The sequence below is a fragment of the Arthrobacter sp. FX8 genome (assembly GCF_026723805.1).
GTDB lineage: Bacteria > Actinomycetota > Actinomycetes > Actinomycetales > Micrococcaceae > Arthrobacter.
In genome coordinates this window covers 2,464,780-2,480,182 of record NZ_CP113505.1, presented here as the reverse complement: position 1 = coordinate 2,480,182, position 15,403 = coordinate 2,464,780, and the positions used below count along the sequence as shown (strand labels likewise).

At 66.7% G+C, this 15,403-nt stretch carries 17 protein-coding genes; 7 read left to right on the top strand and 10 right to left on the bottom strand.

All coding sequences use genetic code 11. The annotated features are described in order from the left end of the window. The first annotated feature begins 65 nt into the window (after positions 1-65). The 6 genes from OUO20_RS11425 (at position 66) to OUO20_RS11400 (ending at position 5,643) form a co-directional block, all read left to right on the top strand. A complete protein-coding gene (locus OUO20_RS11425) occupies positions 66-527 on the top strand; it encodes an FAS1-like dehydratase domain-containing protein (RefSeq protein WP_056388879.1) in 462 nt (153 codons plus the stop codon). 2 nt (positions 528-529) lie between these two features. Further along, the gene (locus tag OUO20_RS11420; protein WP_268001750.1) at positions 530-967 is read left to right on the top strand and encodes a MaoC family dehydratase; all 438 of its coding nucleotides are present in this window, start codon (positions 530-532) and stop codon (positions 965-967) included. 30 nt (positions 968-997) lie between these two features. Further along, positions 998-2,272: an MFS transporter gene (locus OUO20_RS11415; RefSeq protein WP_268001749.1), complete on the top strand. Its 1,275-nt coding sequence runs from the start codon at positions 998-1,000 to the stop codon at positions 2,270-2,272. Positions 2,273-2,294: 22 nt separating this feature from the next. Then, positions 2,295-3,362, top strand: coding sequence for a UDP-N-acetylmuramate dehydrogenase (locus OUO20_RS11410; RefSeq protein ID WP_144600775.1), 1,068 nt, complete (start codon positions 2,295-2,297; stop codon positions 3,360-3,362). A gap of 72 nt (positions 3,363-3,434) precedes the next feature. Then, positions 3,435-4,538 carry a winged helix DNA-binding domain-containing protein gene (locus OUO20_RS11405; protein WP_268001748.1) on the top strand — a complete coding sequence of 368 codons (1,104 nt, stop codon included), beginning with the start codon at positions 3,435-3,437 and terminating at the stop codon, positions 4,536-4,538. A gap of 130 nt (positions 4,539-4,668) precedes the next feature. Continuing rightward, complete coding sequence (locus OUO20_RS11400; protein ID WP_268001747.1) at positions 4,669-5,643, top strand: type IV toxin-antitoxin system AbiEi family antitoxin domain-containing protein; 975 nt, start codon at positions 4,669-4,671, stop codon at positions 5,641-5,643. Between the two features lie 59 nt (positions 5,644-5,702). Here the strand turns inward: OUO20_RS11400 and asd are convergent, their stop codons facing one another. Next, on the bottom strand, positions 5,703-6,833 hold the full coding sequence (gene asd / locus OUO20_RS11395) for an aspartate-semialdehyde dehydrogenase (protein WP_018769091.1): 1,131 nt from the start codon (positions 6,831-6,833) through the stop codon (positions 5,703-5,705). 250 nt (positions 6,834-7,083) lie between these two features. Here asd and OUO20_RS11390 point away from each other — a divergent pair, with 250 nt between their 5' ends. Beyond that, the gene (locus OUO20_RS11390) at positions 7,084-8,007 is read left to right on the top strand and encodes a phosphotransferase family protein (protein WP_268001746.1); all 924 of its coding nucleotides are present in this window, start codon (positions 7,084-7,086) and stop codon (positions 8,005-8,007) included. Positions 8,008-8,270: 263 nt separating this feature from the next. Here the strand turns inward: OUO20_RS11390 and OUO20_RS11385 are convergent, their stop codons facing one another. The 9 genes from OUO20_RS11385 to mshD all read right to left on the bottom strand — a co-directional run bounded on the left by OUO20_RS11385 (position 8,271) and on the right by mshD (position 15,369). Next, entirely contained in the window at positions 8,271-8,555 is a 285-nt protein-coding gene (locus tag OUO20_RS11385) for a winged helix-turn-helix transcriptional regulator (RefSeq protein ID WP_018769093.1), read from the bottom strand. Further along, a complete protein-coding gene (locus OUO20_RS11380; RefSeq protein ID WP_018769094.1) occupies positions 8,552-8,956 on the bottom strand; it encodes a VOC family protein in 405 nt (134 codons plus the stop codon). Before OUO20_RS11380 ends, OUO20_RS11385 begins: the two co-directional genes overlap by 4 nt. A 40-nt stretch (positions 8,957-8,996) precedes the next feature. After that, complete coding sequence (locus OUO20_RS11375) at positions 8,997-9,323, bottom strand: hypothetical protein (protein WP_268001745.1); 327 nt, start codon at positions 9,321-9,323, stop codon at positions 8,997-8,999. A 91-nt stretch (positions 9,324-9,414) separates the two neighbouring features. Continuing rightward, positions 9,415-9,633 carry an NF038396 family protein gene (locus OUO20_RS11370; RefSeq protein ID WP_018769096.1) on the bottom strand — a complete coding sequence of 73 codons (219 nt, stop codon included), beginning with the start codon at positions 9,631-9,633 and terminating at the stop codon, positions 9,415-9,417. Between the two features lie 4 nt (positions 9,634-9,637). After that, positions 9,638-10,222: a dihydrofolate reductase gene (locus OUO20_RS11365; protein ID WP_018769097.1), complete on the bottom strand. Its 585-nt coding sequence runs from the start codon at positions 10,220-10,222 to the stop codon at positions 9,638-9,640. Beyond that, positions 10,219-11,022, bottom strand: a complete 804-nt coding sequence (locus tag OUO20_RS11360; protein WP_268001744.1) for a thymidylate synthase — start codon at positions 11,020-11,022, stop codon at positions 10,219-10,221. The genes OUO20_RS11365 and OUO20_RS11360 overlap by 4 nt, the downstream gene beginning before the upstream one ends. A 20-nt stretch (positions 11,023-11,042) precedes the next feature. After that, positions 11,043-12,011, bottom strand: coding sequence for an NUDIX hydrolase (locus OUO20_RS11355; RefSeq protein ID WP_134163692.1), 969 nt, complete (start codon positions 12,009-12,011; stop codon positions 11,043-11,045). A gap of 9 nt (positions 12,012-12,020) precedes the next feature. Further along, positions 12,021-14,270, bottom strand: coding sequence for an RNA degradosome polyphosphate kinase (locus OUO20_RS11350; protein WP_018769100.1), 2,250 nt, complete (start codon positions 14,268-14,270; stop codon positions 12,021-12,023). A gap of 130 nt (positions 14,271-14,400) precedes the next feature. After that, entirely contained in the window at positions 14,401-15,369 is a 969-nt protein-coding gene (mshD, locus tag OUO20_RS11345; protein ID WP_134163693.1) for a mycothiol synthase, read from the bottom strand. Positions 15,370-15,403: the final 34 nt, after the last annotated feature.

Genomic DNA, 15,403 nt, shown 5'->3' with positions numbered 1-15,403 from the left:
GCCCGCCGTAACGGTTGCGGCGGGCCTTTTCTGCCCGCCAACACGCGGGCGATAGGCTGGAATCCATGACTATCAATCCGGATCTGCAGGGCCGAAGCTACCCTGCCGCAGAGGTGTACGACGTTGGCCGCGAGAAAATCCGCGAGTTCGCCCGCGCCGTGAAGGCCACCCACCCCGCGCATTTCGACGTCGACGCCGCCGAGGCGCTGGGCCACACGGACCTGGTGGCGCCGCCCACCTTCGCGATCATCATCGCCCAGCGGGCCGACGCCCAGCTCATCGAGGATCCGGAATCCGGCATCGACTTCTCCCGCGTGGTCCACGCGGACCAGCGCTTCACCCACCACCGGCCCATCATTGCCGGGGACCGCCTCGTCGCGGAACTGCATGTCGACGGCGTCCGGGCCATGGGCGGCGGTGCCATGATCACCACCCGCTCGGAGATCTTCGCCCTCGGTTCCGGCGATTCACGGGAACCGGTCACCACCACCACGTCATCCATCCTGGTCCGCGGAGAGGGACAGTAACCATGAGCCCCAGCTTCAATGAACTCAGCGCCGGCCAGGAAATCGGCAGCCGCACCATCGAGGTCACCCGCACGGACCTGGTCAAGTACGCCGGTGCCTCCGGCGACTTCAACCCCATCCACTGGAACGAGGCCTTTGCCACCAGCGTGGAGCTGCCGGGCGTCATCGCACACGGCATGTTCACCATGGGCTCAGCCGTCCAGCTGGTGACCGACTGGGCAGGCGACCCCGCCGCCGTCGTCGATTTCCAGACCCGCTTCACCAAGCCGGTCCTGGTCGCGGACACCACCGGAGCGGACCAGCCCGGCGCCACCATCGAAGTCAGCGGCACCATCGGAAAGCTCGACGCCGACGCACGCACCGCCCGCGTTGACCTCACCGTTGTCTCCGCAGGGCAGAAGGTCCTGATGAAGGCCCAGGCCCTCGTCAAGCTGTCCTGATGCGCGCTTGGTGATGATGGGCAGCACCCGTTGACCTCCGCTCCCAAAACCGAGGCTACCGCCGCCCAGGTCACCCACTGGCGCAACGCCGTCGTGGTGGCCTATGGCGCCAGTGGCCTGGCGTTCGCCTCCTGGGTGTCCCGGCTGCCCGCCATCCGGGACGCGCTGGACCTGAGCCCGGGCAACATCGGCGTGATCCTGCTGTGCATGACGCTGGGCTCCTTCGCCTCTGTCTCGGCCTCCGGGCTGATCGTCCTGCGGTTGGGGTCCAAACGGACCATCCGCACTGGCAGCATCATGGTGGGGGCCGGGCTGCTGACCGCCGGTTTTGGCACAACCGTGCTGGCAAGCCCGGTGGCAACGGCCATAGGCCTGGCCATCATCGGCCTGGGGACGGGGAGTTGGAACACCGCGTCCAATGTGGAAGGCGCAGCCGTGGAACGTGCAGTGGGCCGGCACATCATGCCCCGGCTCCACGGTGCGTTCAGCCTTGGCACGGTGGCGGGTGCGGGGCTTGGTGCCGCTGCGGCGGCAGTGTCCCTGCCAGTGTTCTGGCACCTTGCGGCGGCGGGGGCCGTGGTGGCCGTGTCGGTGGCGACGGCGGCGTCCTGGTTCCGCGCCGACGTCACCCCGGTGGCGGGGGAGCGCACCTACTCCCCGGACAACTTCGAAGACCCCATCACGGGCCCCATCCCCCTGATCCGCGCCGGGAGCACGGCGGAGGCGCCGCTGGACAACAAGCGCAAGATCGCGCAGGCGTGGCGGGACCGCCGGACACTGCTGCTGGGCGTCCTGGTGCTCGGCCTCGCCCTTGCCGAAGGCGCCGCGGGGGACTGGGTGGCCCTGGCCCTGGCGGACGGCCACGGCCAGAGCGATGCCGCCGGCGCCGCCGGATACGGCCTGTTTGTCACGTTCATGACCATCGGCCGGTTCGCCGGGACGCCGCTGCTGGACCGGTTTGGGCGGGTACCCGTCATGCGCTGGTGCGCTGCGATGGCTGTCCTGGGCCTGGCCGTCTTCGTGTTCGCCCCGGCGCCGTGGCTCGCCTATGTTGGCCTCGCCGCGTGGGGCCTGGGTGCGTCCCTGGGCTTCCCGGTGGGCATGTCCGCAGCAGCCGACGATCCGGCGAAGGCAGCGGCCCGGGTATCGGTGGTGTCCACCATCGGCTACGGGGCGTTCCTGTGCGGGCCGCCGCTGCTGGGCCTGCTGGCCGAACACGTGGGCATCCTGCACTCGCTCCTTGCCGTGGTGGTGATGCTGGCCGTGAGCTTCGTGCTGTCCCCGGTGGCCCGGAAGCCCGCCTAGGTTTCCCTAGTATTGTTGATGGGTGACTCCCACCCTGCTTTCCTCCCTGACCACGTCCGCCGTAGGCGGCCCCGCCGGCAAGTTCATTGAGGCCCGGACCGAGGCAGAGATCATCGACGCCGTCCGGTCCGCGGACGCGGCCGGCGAGCAGGTCCTGATCATCAGCGGCGGGTCCAACCTCCTGGTGTCCGACGACGGGTTCCCCGGGACCGTTGTCAGGATCGCCTCGGAGGGGTTCACGGTCAACGCCGAGGACTCGTGCGGTGGCGTGGCAGTGGTGGTCCAGGCCGGCCATAACTGGGACAAGCTCGTGGAGCACGCCGTCCGCCACGCGTGGTCCGGGATTGAGGCATTGTCCGGGATCCCCGGCTCAACGGGTGCCACGCCGGTCCAGAACGTGGGGGCGTACGGCTCTGAGGTCTCGCAGACCATTGCCGCCGTGCGCACCTGGGACCGGGAACGCAACGCCGTGCAGACCTTCACCAACTCCGAACTGAAGTTCGGCTACCGGGATTCCATCCTCAAGCAGACCACCGTCAACGGCTCGCCCCGGTACGTGGTGCTCACTGTGGAATTCCAGCTGCCGCTGGGACGGATGAGCGCGCCCATACGCTACGCCGAACTGGCCCGTTCCCTCGGGGTGGAGGTGGGCAAGCGCGCCTACGCCAACGACGTCCGCCGTGAAGTGCTCCGGCTGCGTGCCTCCAAGGGCATGGTGTGGGACGCCGCCGACCGTGATACGTATTCCACGGGTTCCTTCTTCACCAACCCCATCGTCCCGGCCGCTGTCGCGGACACGCTGCCCGAAGCAGCGCCGCGGTATCCGGCAGGCCAGGACGGCCTGGTGAAACTTTCTGCCGCGTGGTTGATCGACCAGTCTGGGTTCGGCAAGGGCTTTGGCCTGGAACCGGATGGCGTGGCCGGTGGCCGCGCCTCACTGTCCACCAAGCACACCCTGGCCATCACCAACCGCGGCTCAGCCAGCGCCGCCGACATGGTGGCTGTGGCACGGGAGGTGCGGGCCGGCGTCGAACGCCGCTTTGGCATCCAGCTGCACCCGGAGCCGCTGCTCATCGGACTGGAACTGTAGGCATCCCGGAACTGTAGGCATCCCGGAACTGTAGGCATCCCGCCACCGCGGTCCCCGGCCTAGGATGGGCGCATGGCTGCATCTGGTTCCGTGCGCGACCACAGGATGATCGGCAGGCTCCGGCTGGTGTCGCAGCGTCTCACCGGGGACGGTGCCGCCTCAGTACCGGAACTGGTCCGGTGGATGACCGCCATGCAGGCGCAGGACCTGCCGGCGGCGCTGTGGGCAGTGGGGGTCCGGGTACCCGGTGCGGGGATCGCCGACGTCCGCGCTGCCATCGATTCCGGGAGTGTGGTCCGGTCGTGGCCCATGCGTGGAACGCTGCACCTGGTTGCCCCCGAGGACCTGCGCTGGATGCTGGACCTCACCGCCGAGCGGCTTACCCGGAGCATTGCGGCCAGGCACCGGCAGCTGGAGATTGCCTGGGCTGATGTTGAGAAGGCGCGCGACCTGGCGCTGGACCGCATCCTGGCCGATGGTCCCGTCAGCCGATCCGGGCTGTTCAAGGTTTTCGACGCCGGCGGCCAGCCAACGCAGGGCCAGCGCGGCATCCATCTCCTGGGTACGCTGTGCCGGCACGGCTGGCTGGTGCCGGGGCCGCTTTCGGGTAACCAGCAGCTGATCGCGGCTTTCGACGAGTGGATTCCGGCGTCCCGCCTTCCTGGGCGCGAGGAGGCCATCGGTGAGTTCATGGTTCGGTACTTCCGGAGCCATGGCCCGGCCACCGTGCGCGACTTTGCCTGGTGGACCCAGCTGCCGCTGACCGAGGTGCGCGCCGCGTTCCAGCACGTGCAGGGCCAACTGGTGGAGCTGGACATCGATGGGACCAGCTACTGGCTCTCACCGGAGGTGGCGTCCCTCCTGGATTCCGGTGTTCCCGGTGGCCGCTCCCTTCACCTGCTGCCCGGGTTCGATGAGTTCGTCCTCGGCTACACGGACCGGACTCCCGTCCTGGCGCCGGAGCATTCGGACCTGATAGTTCCCGGCGGCAACGGAGTCTTCAAGAAGACGGTGGTTGCGGCGGGGAATGTGGTGGGCACCTGGGCGCTCCAGGGCACGGGCAGCAGTGCCGCCGTCGTGCCCGAATTCTTTGACGAGACCCGGCAGCTGGGGCCGGCAGCCCAGGCAGCCCTCACCAGGGCCGCCCGGCGGTATCTAACGTTCCTTGCCACGTGAGCGGTGCTGCCCCGCATAAACGGTGCGGGGCAGCAACGGTATTGCGGGCAAGGGCCGCTCAGGCTACCGACAATCCACATGGCGGTGGGGGCGGCTGTCACCATGCCTGCACGCCAGCGACGCTTGAACGATGAAAGCCGAGACAGTACGTGCCCTGGTTTACGATCGCTGGCCTGAAGGAGCCGTTGCATCCACCGCACAGCTGGCCGCTGCCGGGCTGGATGACCGGGTGGTGACAGCAGCAGTGAAGAGCGGTGCCCTGCTCCGCGTGCGGCGGGGAGCATATGTCCTTGCCGCACACTGGAACACCATAAAACCGTGGGACCGGGACCAGCTCCGAATCATGGCGCACTTTGAGTCGACCTCGGGACGGGCCCGGTACAGCCATGCGAGCGCGGCACGGCTGCACGGCTGCCATGTGTGGAACGCCGGATCCCTGGTCCACGTGACAACGCAGTACTCCAATTCGCGGGCCAGCGCCGGCAAGGACGTCCAGACCCACCGCCTCCCGCTCACAGAAGAAGAACTGGCTTCATTGTGGACGCCCGACGGACGCGAAATCCTGGCCACTTCCATCGAAAGGACCGTCCTGGACTGCGCCCGGACCCTGCCCCTCGACAAGGCTGCCGTCATCGGCGACCACGCCCTCCGCAAGGGGGCATCATTGGCCACAATGAGGCGGTTGCTGGAGGAAAGCCATGTCACCCGCGGGGGCAGGCGCGCTTCGGACCTGCTGCAGGTTCTGGATGCGAGATCGGAATCGGCCGGGGAGACCAGGACCAGGCTGCTGCTCTGCTCGTTCGGTCTGGCCACATTCAAGCCACAGGTGGAGATCACGACGACTGCGGGCCTCTTCCGGGCAGACTTCGCCGATGCTGAAACCCGGGTGATCGTCGAATTTGACGGCGCCGTCAAATACACGGACCACAAACCGACACAGGAAGTGCTGCTCGCGGAGCGTTGGCGGGAAAATGCGCTTGTGGAGGCCGGGTGGCGGGTCTTCAGGCTGCACTGGAATCACTTGGACCGGCCCGGGGAGCTCCGTGCCCGGCTGACGGCGTTCCTCGGACAGCCCGGAACACACAAACGGCCCCTGCCCGCATGAACGGCGCTGGGGAGCACCGTTCATGCGGGCAGGGGCCGCTTTAAGGGCAGCTCTAGGGCTTACAGGTTGCCGGTGGCGATGTTGAGCATGCGGCGCAGCGGCTCGGCGGCGCCCCAGAGGAGCTGGTCGCCCACGGTGAAGGCGCTGATGTACTGCGGGCCCATCTCCATCTTGCGGATGCGGCCCACCGGGATGTCCAGGGTGCCGGAGGCGGCCACGGGGGTCAGCTCCGCCATGGAGGCTTCCTTGGTGTTCGGAATGACCTTGGCCCACTGGTTGTCCTCGTCCAGGAGCTTTTCGATTTCGGCGACGGACAGGTCCTCGCGGAGCTTGAGCGTCAAAGCCTGGGAGTGCGACCGCATCGCGCCGATGCGGACGCACAGGCCGTCCATGATCACGCGATTTTCCTCCGAGGTGCCCAGGATCTTGTTGGTCTCCACCCCGGCCTTCCACTCTTCCTTGGACTGCCCGTTGCCCAGGTCGGCGTCGATCCAGGGGATCAGGGACCCGGCCAGGGGAACGCCGAACTGGGTCGCGTCGATGTCCGTGCGCTGGTGGGCCAGGACCTTGCGGTCAATGTCCAGGATGGCCGACGCCGGGTCGTCCAGTTCCGTGCTGACCTCGGCGTTGAGCGTGCCGAACTGGCTGAGCAGCTCACGCATGTGCCGGGCACCGCCGCCGGACGCCGCCTGGTAGGTCATGGAGGTGCCCCACTCCACCAGGCCGTTCTTGAACAGGCCGCCGAGGCCCATCAGCATGCAGGAAACGGTGCAGTTGCCGCCGATGAAGTCCTTGGTGCCGTTGACCAGGCCCTTGTCGATGACGTCGCGGTTGATGGGGTCCAGCACGATGATCGAATCGTCATTCATGCGCAAGGTGGAAGCGGCGTCGATCCAGAGGCCGTCCCAGCCGCGGCTGCGCAGTTCGCCGTGGACCTGCTTGGTGTAGTCGCCGCCCTGTGCGGTAACGATAATCGGCAGCTTGGCCAGGGTGTCGACGTCGAACGCGTCCTCGAGCTTGCCGGCGCCTTCAGCGAAGGAAGGCGCGGCACCTCCCGCGTTGGAGGTGGAGAAGAACACCGGGTTGATGTTGGCGAAGTCGCCCTCGTCCTGCATGCGCTGCATCAGGACGGAACCGACCATGCCGCGCCATCCGACCAGGCCGACGGAAGGGGTAGCTGCTGTAGTCATTGGTCCAGTTTAGACTTCGGAACCGGCAGGTCGCAGTCGGTTACGTCACGCCGCCGGCAGCCCGGAAAGGTACGACGGCGGCCTGCGTGAGGGGCCCGTTGTCCCGGCAACGCCTTGCGGGTCATTTGCTGACGTGTCCTGTTCCAGGTTCGGGTGCCTGCCGCTTCTTGCGCAGCTCGTTGGCCTGGTCCCGGCAAGCGGCCGGGAAAGTTCGGTGTATCAAGGAACTGCCAGCTCCTAGAATCAGTGGGTGAACCTTTCGCATCTCGGCGCGCCGATCGGGCCGATGATTCGTGTCCACGGCGGGTTCGCCAACCGGGTGTACCGACTCGACACTGACCAGGGGTCGTTCGCGGTGAAGGAGTTGAACCTCGTCGACCGCCGCTGGACCTATCGCGTCGAGGATGTGTTCAGGTTTGAGCGGGCTGCGTTCGCTGCCGGCATTCCGATGCCAGAGCCGATCTCGGCCAGCCACCATACACTCGTTCACCGATGGGTCGAAGGCGAGAAGCTGCCCGAAGCGCCGGTGTCGGCGGAGTACGCGTTTGAGATCGGTGAGATCCTCGCGCGCGTCCATCCACTCGACATCCCGTGGACGCAGGTGCCGGTCGAGGACCCGGTGCCACGGGACTGGCCCGAACTCGCAGTGCGGGCGGCGGCGACCGGACAACCGTGGGCCGACGAGCTCGCTTCTCACGTCGAGACGTTCCTCGAGATTGCCCGCTTCGTCGACACCTGCGAACGGCCAGGCCCCGTCGTACTGACCCACAGGGACATCCAACCATGGAATCTGCTCACTAGAGAGCGTCGGCCGGTGGTGCTCGACTGGGAGCTCTCCGGCATGCTCGACCTGTCCGGTGAGCTCGGCTCGACCGCGCTGAGCATCGCGAAGGGGTGTGGTTTCGACGACATCAAGCCCAGCATTTTCCGCTCGGTTCTCGAGGGCTATGTCGCGGGGGACGGAACCCTGCCGCCTTCAGGTCCAAGCTGGTTTGTATTGATGATCGGCGGCTGGCTGGGGCACACAAGGTGGAACATCCTCCGGTGCCTCGCCGGTGTCGAGGCGGGCACCGGCCCTGACCTCCCGCTGTCGCACGAGGCTGTGCGCAACGGGGTGCGCGGCCTCCCCGACCTGTTCGGCCGACTTCCGGAGCTCGAGGCGCTGCTCGTTTGACAGCAACCTGCGTCGGTCCGTGGTACGCGGCGTAAGGCGCGCTCCGGATTCCGCTCGGTGCCACCGGCCCCTTGCGGGCAGCACCAAGTCAATGAAGTGAGCGGCGCCGACGCCACTTTTTTCGCGGATGAAGATCTTCACGGCAGACAACCAGAGGCATCGCCTTCTCGCCGCTGTGCCGGGACCGCTTTCAGGGCTCCCGCTGCAACTCACAACCCTGGCATAACCGAGCTTGTGGAGCGCATCGCGATTCCTCGCCACACCTAAACCACTTCCTCGCCGCCCCAGCGTGCCAGCGCGACGATCGCCTCGCGCAAGGCGAGCCCCCGGTCGGTCAGCGCATAGGCCCGGGTGTTGTGCCGGAGGGGCAGACGGGACAGTACGCGGGCGGCCTCAAGCTCGCGCAGGCGGGTCGCGAGAATGTTGGTCGGCACTCCGAGGTCGCGCTGCAGATCGCCGTAGCGCTGTGGCCCGTCGAGCAGCCGCTCTACGATGAGCAGGGCCCACCGTGCTCCGACGACGTCGAGGGCCGCGGCGAGGTCGCTCACTCGGTCGCGTCGGTGTCCGGCTTCATCCAAAACGGCGAGTAGTGGTAGCCGTCGGGGTCGTCGAACTGGCGCTGGTACATGAAGGGGTAGTCGTCGGTGTCACCGATCCGCCCGCCGGCTGCGCCGGCGCGTTCGGTGAGCTCGTCGACCGCCTCGCGGCTGCCGAGGTCGAATGAGACCGTGATCTTCGAAGGAGTGTCGGGTCCGCCGACCAGCTCCTCGGCGCCGCCGACGCTTGCGTACATCTCGCGGCTTCCGAGCATGACGTACTGCTCGGGCGCAATCTGGAAACATGACACGTTGTGATCGGACATCTCGGCGTTAAGGGTCCAGCCCAAGGCGGTGTAGAAGGCGGTTGCGCGCTCGACGCTCTCAACCGGGCAGGTGATGAAAAGGCTCATGCGGCTCATACTTGCAAAATGCAAGTACATCGTCAAGCCTCTATGTGTGGAGATAGTGGTCCATGATCCGTCGCCGCCATTCTTCACGGAAAGGGTCTGTACGGTGGGATCCTCGCGGCGGGCGAAGAGTGACGCCGCCCTCTAGGTTGCTGCCAAGGTGCTGCTTGATAACCATGAGGTTGGCTTCGGGATCAGTGAGCCAGTCCGCGCCTTTCCACGCCGGAATGTTGTTGATCTGGCTGCCCAGCTGTGTCGATTGCTGCTGCAGCAGGTCCGCGGTTTTGCTGAAGTGCTGCGCGAGGGTGCGCAGTGGATCGACGTCGGCACCCCACAAAGTCCCTGCCACCAGGATTCCCCCAATTTTCATCCCGCAGCAGTTCAGCGCGCTGCAGGCCCCAGCCTAAGGCAGGATCACTACGGCCGCGTTGGGTTGTCCTGCCCATGCACGGCAGTATGCACTAACCCCGGTCCGACTCCTCCAGCACGGCAGCCTTCCGTGCCCGCAGCGCGAAGAACGCGCCGAAGGCGAAGGCTTGGGTGACGACAACCAGCACGATTGCACCGGCGATCTTGTTGCCGCCCAGGATCATGGTCAGGCCGACGATCGCGGACAGGAGCGCCAGCAGGGGCAGCAGCATGTAGCCCAGGACAAACAGGGTTTCGGGTTTCTTCAGCATGTTCCTAGCCCTCGGTCCGTGACCATTTGGTGAATCGGTAGCGCGTGCCGTTGGCGGCTGTCAGCCAGCCGTCCGGCGGGACGGAGGCGGACGCCACCCAACTGGGACCAAGCTCGGGAGCGAACGTGTCGCCGTCGGCCTTCATGTCGATGGTGGTGACCACGGCAACGTTGGCGAGGTCCGTGGACTGGCGGAAAACATCGCCGCCGCCCAGGATCCAGACCGTTTCGCCGCCGTCGACAAACTGCGACTCAAGGAGCGCGTCATCCAGCGAGGGAACCACGACGGCGCCCTCCGCCTCAGGCGTACTGGCCCAGCTTTTCTGCCGGGTGATGACGATGTTCGTGCGGCCGGGCAGGGGGCGGTACTTGTCCGGGAAGGACAGCCAGGTCTTGCGGCCCATGATGACCGGGTGCCCGGTGGTGAGGCGGGTGAAGTGCTTCAGGTCCTCGGGCAGGTGCCAGGGCATGTCCCCGTCCTTGCCGATGACGCCGTCGGACGTCTGAGCCCAGACCAGGCCGACGCCGGTGATGGAGGCGGCGAGCTCCTCCGTGAAGGACTGGGGATCGGTGAAGTTTTCGGTGCTCATACGGCGATCGGTGCCTTGATCGTGGGGTGGTGCTTGTAGCCCACCACCTCAAAGTCCTCCAGCGTGTAATCGAAGATCGAGGCCGGCTTGCGGGCGATCTTCAACCGCGGGTATTCGTACGGCTCGCGTTCCAGCTGCTTGAGGACCTGGTCCATGTGGTTCTCGTAGATGTGCACGTCGCCGCCGGTCCAGACGAATTCGCCGGGCTCAAGTCCCACCTGCTGGGCCACCATGCAGGTGAGCAGTGCATAGGAGGCGATGTTGAACGGGACGCCCAGGAACATGTCCGCCGACCGCTGGTAGAGCTGGCAGGAGAGCTTGCCGTTGGCCACGTAGAACTGGAAGAACGCGTGGCAGGGCGGCAGCGCCATGTCGTTGAGTTCGGAGACATTCCAGGCGGAAACAAGGTGCCGCCGGGAGTCCGGGTTGGACTTGAGGTTCTCGATTAGTTCGGCGATCTGGTCGATGTGCCCGCCGTCCGGTGTGGGCCAGCTGCGCCACTGCACACCATAGACCGGGCCCAGGTCGCCGTCCTGGTCCGCCCATTCGTTCCAGATGGTGACGCCCTGGTCCTGCATCCACTTGATGTTGGTTTCACCGCGCAGGAACCACAGGAGTTCAACGGCAACGGACTTGAAGTGGACCCGCTTGGTGGTGATCAGCGGGAAGCTCTTGGCCAGGTCAAAGCGCATCTGGCGGCCGAAAACGCTGGTGGTTCCGGTTCCCGTGCGGTCCGACTTATGGGTGCCGGAGGCCAGGACATCGCGCAGGAGGTCTTCATAGGGAGTAGGGATGCTCACGCCCCAAGTCTACTGGCTGCCTAGTCGTCGAAGGGCTTGAACTGCTCCACCGCCACGACCCGTTTCTTTCCGCCGTTGGCCACGTGGCACACCACCACCTCGCCGGGGGACAAGTAGGGCTCGCGGCCGGGCAGGAGCTTCGCCAAGGGTGCCGGCGTATGGGTGGCCACCTGCTTGAGGACGGTGGGCAGTGCCGGCCGGTGCGTGCAGACAACCACGGGCCGCTGCTTATCGAAAAGGGATTCGATGACGGCCGCGGTCTTCTTGGGACTGCGCTGGTGCTTGTGTTCGGTCAGGCCTTCCGCCAGCTTCACTTTCGCCCCCGCCGCCCGCGCGTAGGGGGCCACGGTTGCCACGCAGCGCAGCCATGGGCTGGTGACCACCCGCATGGGCTTCCACACATCCAGGAGCCGGCCGACGGCCTGTGCCTGGCGGTTGCCTGTGGCCGCAAGCGGACGCTCGCCCTCTGCCTTGCTCCAGGATGAGCGCGGCTTGGCTTTGGCGTGCCGGAGCACCAGCAGGGGCCACGTGTCCAGGGTGCCCGCTTCGTGCGCGTCCCGCAGGTGTTCAAGAGGCGCGACGTCGGAAGGGTTGGACAGCAGGCCGGCCGCCTTTTCTGGGGCGCACCACATGACGCTGTCCACCTCCTTGCCGTCCGGAACCAGGGTGTTGCCGTTGACTTTGACCGCCCAGTAGTAGACCTTCTTGAGGCCCGACGCCACGTGGTAGTGGATAGGCGGCAGCGGTATGCCCAGGGGCGCGCGGAGGCCGATCTCCTCCCACACCTCACGGACGGCGCATTCGGGAATGGTCTCGCCGTTGTCGATCTTTCCCTTGGGCCAGGACCAGTCGTCATAGCGCGGGCGGTGGATCAGCGCGACTTCCAGGAGGTCCTTGTTGACCCGCCACGGGATGGCGCCCGCAGCGGTCACGGCTACGGGTTCCCCCGGGTGGTCAGTCTGGTCGGCTACGAGTGCATCGCTCGACAACGCGGCTGCCTATCGCCGGCTCAGGCTGCGTTGACGCGGCCGGGACGCCAACAACCAGGACTGGACATCCTCAAGCGGCTTCCCGTCCTCGGACAGGTGGTGCCGGTTCCAGCGGCCCTCGTTGTCCAGGTGCCAGCTGGATGTTTCCGGCGCCATGTAGCGCTTCATGAGGTCCAGGACATAGGCGATGTCGTCCGCGCTGGCCAGCTGGACCAGCGCCTCCACCCTGCGGTCCAGGTTGCGGTGCATCATGTCGGCCGAACCGATGTACACCACGGGATCCCCGCCGTTGGCGAAAGCGAACACCCGGGAGTGCTCCAGGAACCGGCCCAGGATGGACCGGACAGTGATGTTGTCGCTCAGCCCGGGAACGCCGGGGCGCAGCGAGCAGATGCCGCGGACCACCACATCCACCTTGACCCCCGCCTGCGAGGCGCGGTAGAGGGAATCGATGATGGCCTCATCGACCATGGAGTTCACCTTGATCTGCACATGTCCCGGCACGCCGGCCCTGGCGTTGCGGATCTCGGTCTCGATCCGGTCGATAAGTCCCGACCGGACGGAACGGGGTGCCACCAGGAGCCGTTTGAAGGTCGATTTCGGTGCGTAGCCGGAAAGCTGGTTGAACAGCTTGGACAGGTCCTCGCCCACCTGTTCGTTCGCCGTCAGCAGGCCCAGGTCCTCGTAGTAGCGGGCGGTCCGCGGGTGGTAGTTGCCGGTGCCGATGTGGCAGTAGCGGCGGAGCCCGTCCACTTCCTGGCGGACCACCAGCGACAGCTTGCAGTGCGTCTTCAGGCCCACGATCCCGTACACCACATGCACGCCGGCCTGCTCCAGTTTGCGGGCCCAGGAGATGTTGGCCTGCTCATCGAAGCGCGCCTTGATCTCCACCAGGGCCAGGACCTGCTTGCCGGCCTCGGCGGCATCAATCAGCGCGTCAACGATGGGGGAGTCGCCGGAGGTGCGGTACAGGGTCTGCTTGATGGCCTGCACCTTGGGATCCGCCGCGGCCTGTTCCAGGAACGCCTGCACCGAAGTTGAGAACGAATCGTACGGGTGGTGCAGCAGGATGTCGCGGCGGCGCATGGCGGCAAACACGTTCGCCGCCTTGGAGGTCTCGGACTCATTCAGGTACCGGGACGTGTGCGGCACGTGCTTGGGGTAATGCAGGTCCGCGCGGTCGATTCCGGCGATGACGGACAGGCCGCGAAGGTCCAGTGGAGCCGGCACCGAGTAGACCTCGGATTCCTCCACGCCCAGCTCGCGGATCAGCAGGGCCCTGATGTTGGGGTTGATGTCGTTGGCCACCTCCAGCCGGACGGGCGGGCCGAAGCGGCGGCGCAGGAGTTCCTTCTCCAGGGCCTGCAGGAGGTTTTCGGCGTCGTCCTCCTCCACCTCCAGGTCCTCGTTGCGGGTGACCCGGAAGGTGTGGTGTTCCAGCACCTCCATGCCCGGGAACAACTTGTCCAGGTGGACGGCGATGACTTCCTCCAGCGCAATGAACCGGGCCACCCGCCCGGGCACCGCGCCGGCGCGGGGGCCGTCGATGGAGATCAGGCGGGGCAACTGGTCCGGCACCTTCAGGCGGGCGAAGAGCTCCTTGTCGCTGACGGGGTTCCGGACCACCACGGCCAGGTTCAGTGACAGGCCCGAAATGTAAGGGAAGGGGTGGGCAGGGTCAACGGCCAGCGGGGTGAGGATGGGGAAGACTTTTTCCGCAAACATCACGCTCAGCTGCTGCTTGGCGGCGTCGTCCAGTTCGTCCCAGTGCATGAGGTGGATGTGCTCGTAGGCCAGGGCCGGGCGGATCTGGTCAGCGAACACCTGGGCGTGCCGTGCCTGGAGCCGGTGGGCTTCCTCGCTGATCCGCTCCAGCACCTCGACGGGGCTCAGGCCGGCGGGGGAGGGGACGGCGAGTCCCGTGGCGATACGGCGCTTGAGGCCGGCCACGCGGACCATGAAGAACTCGTCCAGGTTCGACGCGAAAATGGAGAGGAAGCTGACGCGTTCCAGCAGGTGCAGGGTGGGGTCCTCGGCCAGTTCCAGGACCCGCGAATTGAAGGCGAGCCAGCTCAGCTCGCGGTCCAGGAACCGGTCAGGCCGGATGTCGCCTTCCGGCTGCAGGTTCGGCGCGAATTCAGGGATGTCAATGCGGTCCTGGGTGGCCCTGGAGGCCGGTACCTCGGAGGAGCCGAAGCGTGCCCGTACAGGCGCCGCAACATCCTGGGACGTAGCTGTTCCGGAGGGTTCCGGGTTCATGGCTTCTCCTTTAGCTGGCGCGTTGGTGCCGGCGCTTCCGCCCCGCGCGGTTCCCTTTCAACCTTACAAGCATTCACCCACGCCACGGCCCCTGTTCCTCCCGGGCGGGGGATTCTTCCGGCTGTCCTGCCTACCCCGCCGCCGGGCCATACATGACGTCCATGTCCCAGCGCGTAAAGCCGAGCCGCCGGTAGAGGGCGACGGCCGCGGCATTGTCGGCGTCCACATAGAGCATGACCCCATTCAGCCCGGAGTCGCGAAGGTGCCTGATACCGGAGATGGTCAATGCCTTGCCCAGGCCCATGCCCTGGGCTTCGGGTGTCACGCCCACCACATACACCTCGCCGATGGCTGGGTGCGAGCCGTGCCGGGGGTGGACTTTGGTCCAGTGGTAGCCCAGCAGGCGGCCGGCCCGGTCCTCCGCCAGGAAGAACCCGGCCGGATCGAACCAGTCCTCCGCCATGCGCGCCTCGAGGTCCGCCCGGGTGAGGTTTCCCTGTTCCGGATGGTGGGCGAAGGCAGCCCTGTTGGCGGCCAGCCAGGCGTCCTCATCCTTGCCCGGCACGAAGGTGCGGATGGCCACCCCGTCCGGGAGGCCTGCGTCGGGAAGCTCCGCGCCCGCCGTCGTCATCCGCATCTTCCACAACTCACGCACCGGCGCGTAGCCGTACCGCGCAGCAAGGTCGGCAGCTGCCTCGTGGTTGCCGTGGGACCAGGCGTTCAGCCCGCCAAAGCCCCGGACCTCCTTGAGGGCCCCCACCAGGCGGTCCGCCACGCCCTGGTTCCGGTAGGAGGGGTGGACGGCGATCTCCAGGATGCCGTGGCCGTCCGGCTCCTCAACCACGACGGCGAAGCCCGCCAGGTCCTGTCCGGTCGCCGGATCGGAGTCCTCGTCGGGTGCATACAGGGCCAGCGTCAGCAGGGTGTGCTCCGCGGAGTCCCCGGCGCGCATGGTCACCAGGGTCTGCTCGGAGATGGAAGGGTTTCCATCCGATTCCTCAGCCGCGGCCAGGAGGTCGCGGCAGTCCTTCAGGAGTTGCTGGTCAACTCCGCCCCGGACGACATGGACGGGCCACTTCTGCGGATGCGCTGGAGTCATGAGCCAAGGCTATACGTCAATGGCGCGCCGGGGC

What these genes read in the sequence shown, in the direction of transcription:
- OUO20_RS11405 (WP_268001748.1), top strand. Translation starts at nt 3,435, where the DNA reads ATGGCTGCATCTGGTTCCGTGCGCGACCACAGGATGATCGGCAGGCTC.
- OUO20_RS11425 (WP_056388879.1), top strand. Translation starts at nt 66, where the DNA reads ATGACTATCAATCCGGATCTGCAGGGCCGAAGCTACCCTGCCGCAGAG.
- OUO20_RS11380 (WP_018769094.1), bottom strand. Translation starts at nt 8,956, where the DNA reads ATGAGCCTTTTCATCACCTGCCCGGTTGAGAGCGTCGAGCGCGCAACC.
- asd (WP_018769091.1), bottom strand. Translation starts at nt 6,833, where the DNA reads ATGACTACAGCAGCTACCCCTTCCGTCGGCCTGGTCGGATGGCGCGGC.
- OUO20_RS11365 (WP_018769097.1), bottom strand. Translation starts at nt 10,222, where the DNA reads ATGAGCACCGAAAACTTCACCGATCCCCAGTCCTTCACGGAGGAGCTC.
- OUO20_RS11370 (WP_018769096.1), bottom strand. Translation starts at nt 9,633, where the DNA reads ATGCTGAAGAAACCCGAAACCCTGTTTGTCCTGGGCTACATGCTGCTG.
- OUO20_RS11375 (WP_268001745.1), bottom strand. Translation starts at nt 9,323, where the DNA reads ATGAAAATTGGGGGAATCCTGGTGGCAGGGACTTTGTGGGGTGCCGAC.
- OUO20_RS11420 (WP_268001750.1), top strand. Translation starts at nt 530, where the DNA reads ATGAGCCCCAGCTTCAATGAACTCAGCGCCGGCCAGGAAATCGGCAGC.
- mshD (WP_134163693.1), bottom strand. Translation starts at nt 15,369, where the DNA reads ATGACTCCAGCGCATCCGCAGAAGTGGCCCGTCCATGTCGTCCGGGGC.
- OUO20_RS11400 (WP_268001747.1), top strand. Translation starts at nt 4,669, where the DNA reads ATGAAAGCCGAGACAGTACGTGCCCTGGTTTACGATCGCTGGCCTGAA.
- OUO20_RS11350 (WP_018769100.1), bottom strand. Translation starts at nt 14,270, where the DNA reads ATGAACCCGGAACCCTCCGGAACAGCTACGTCCCAGGATGTTGCGGCG.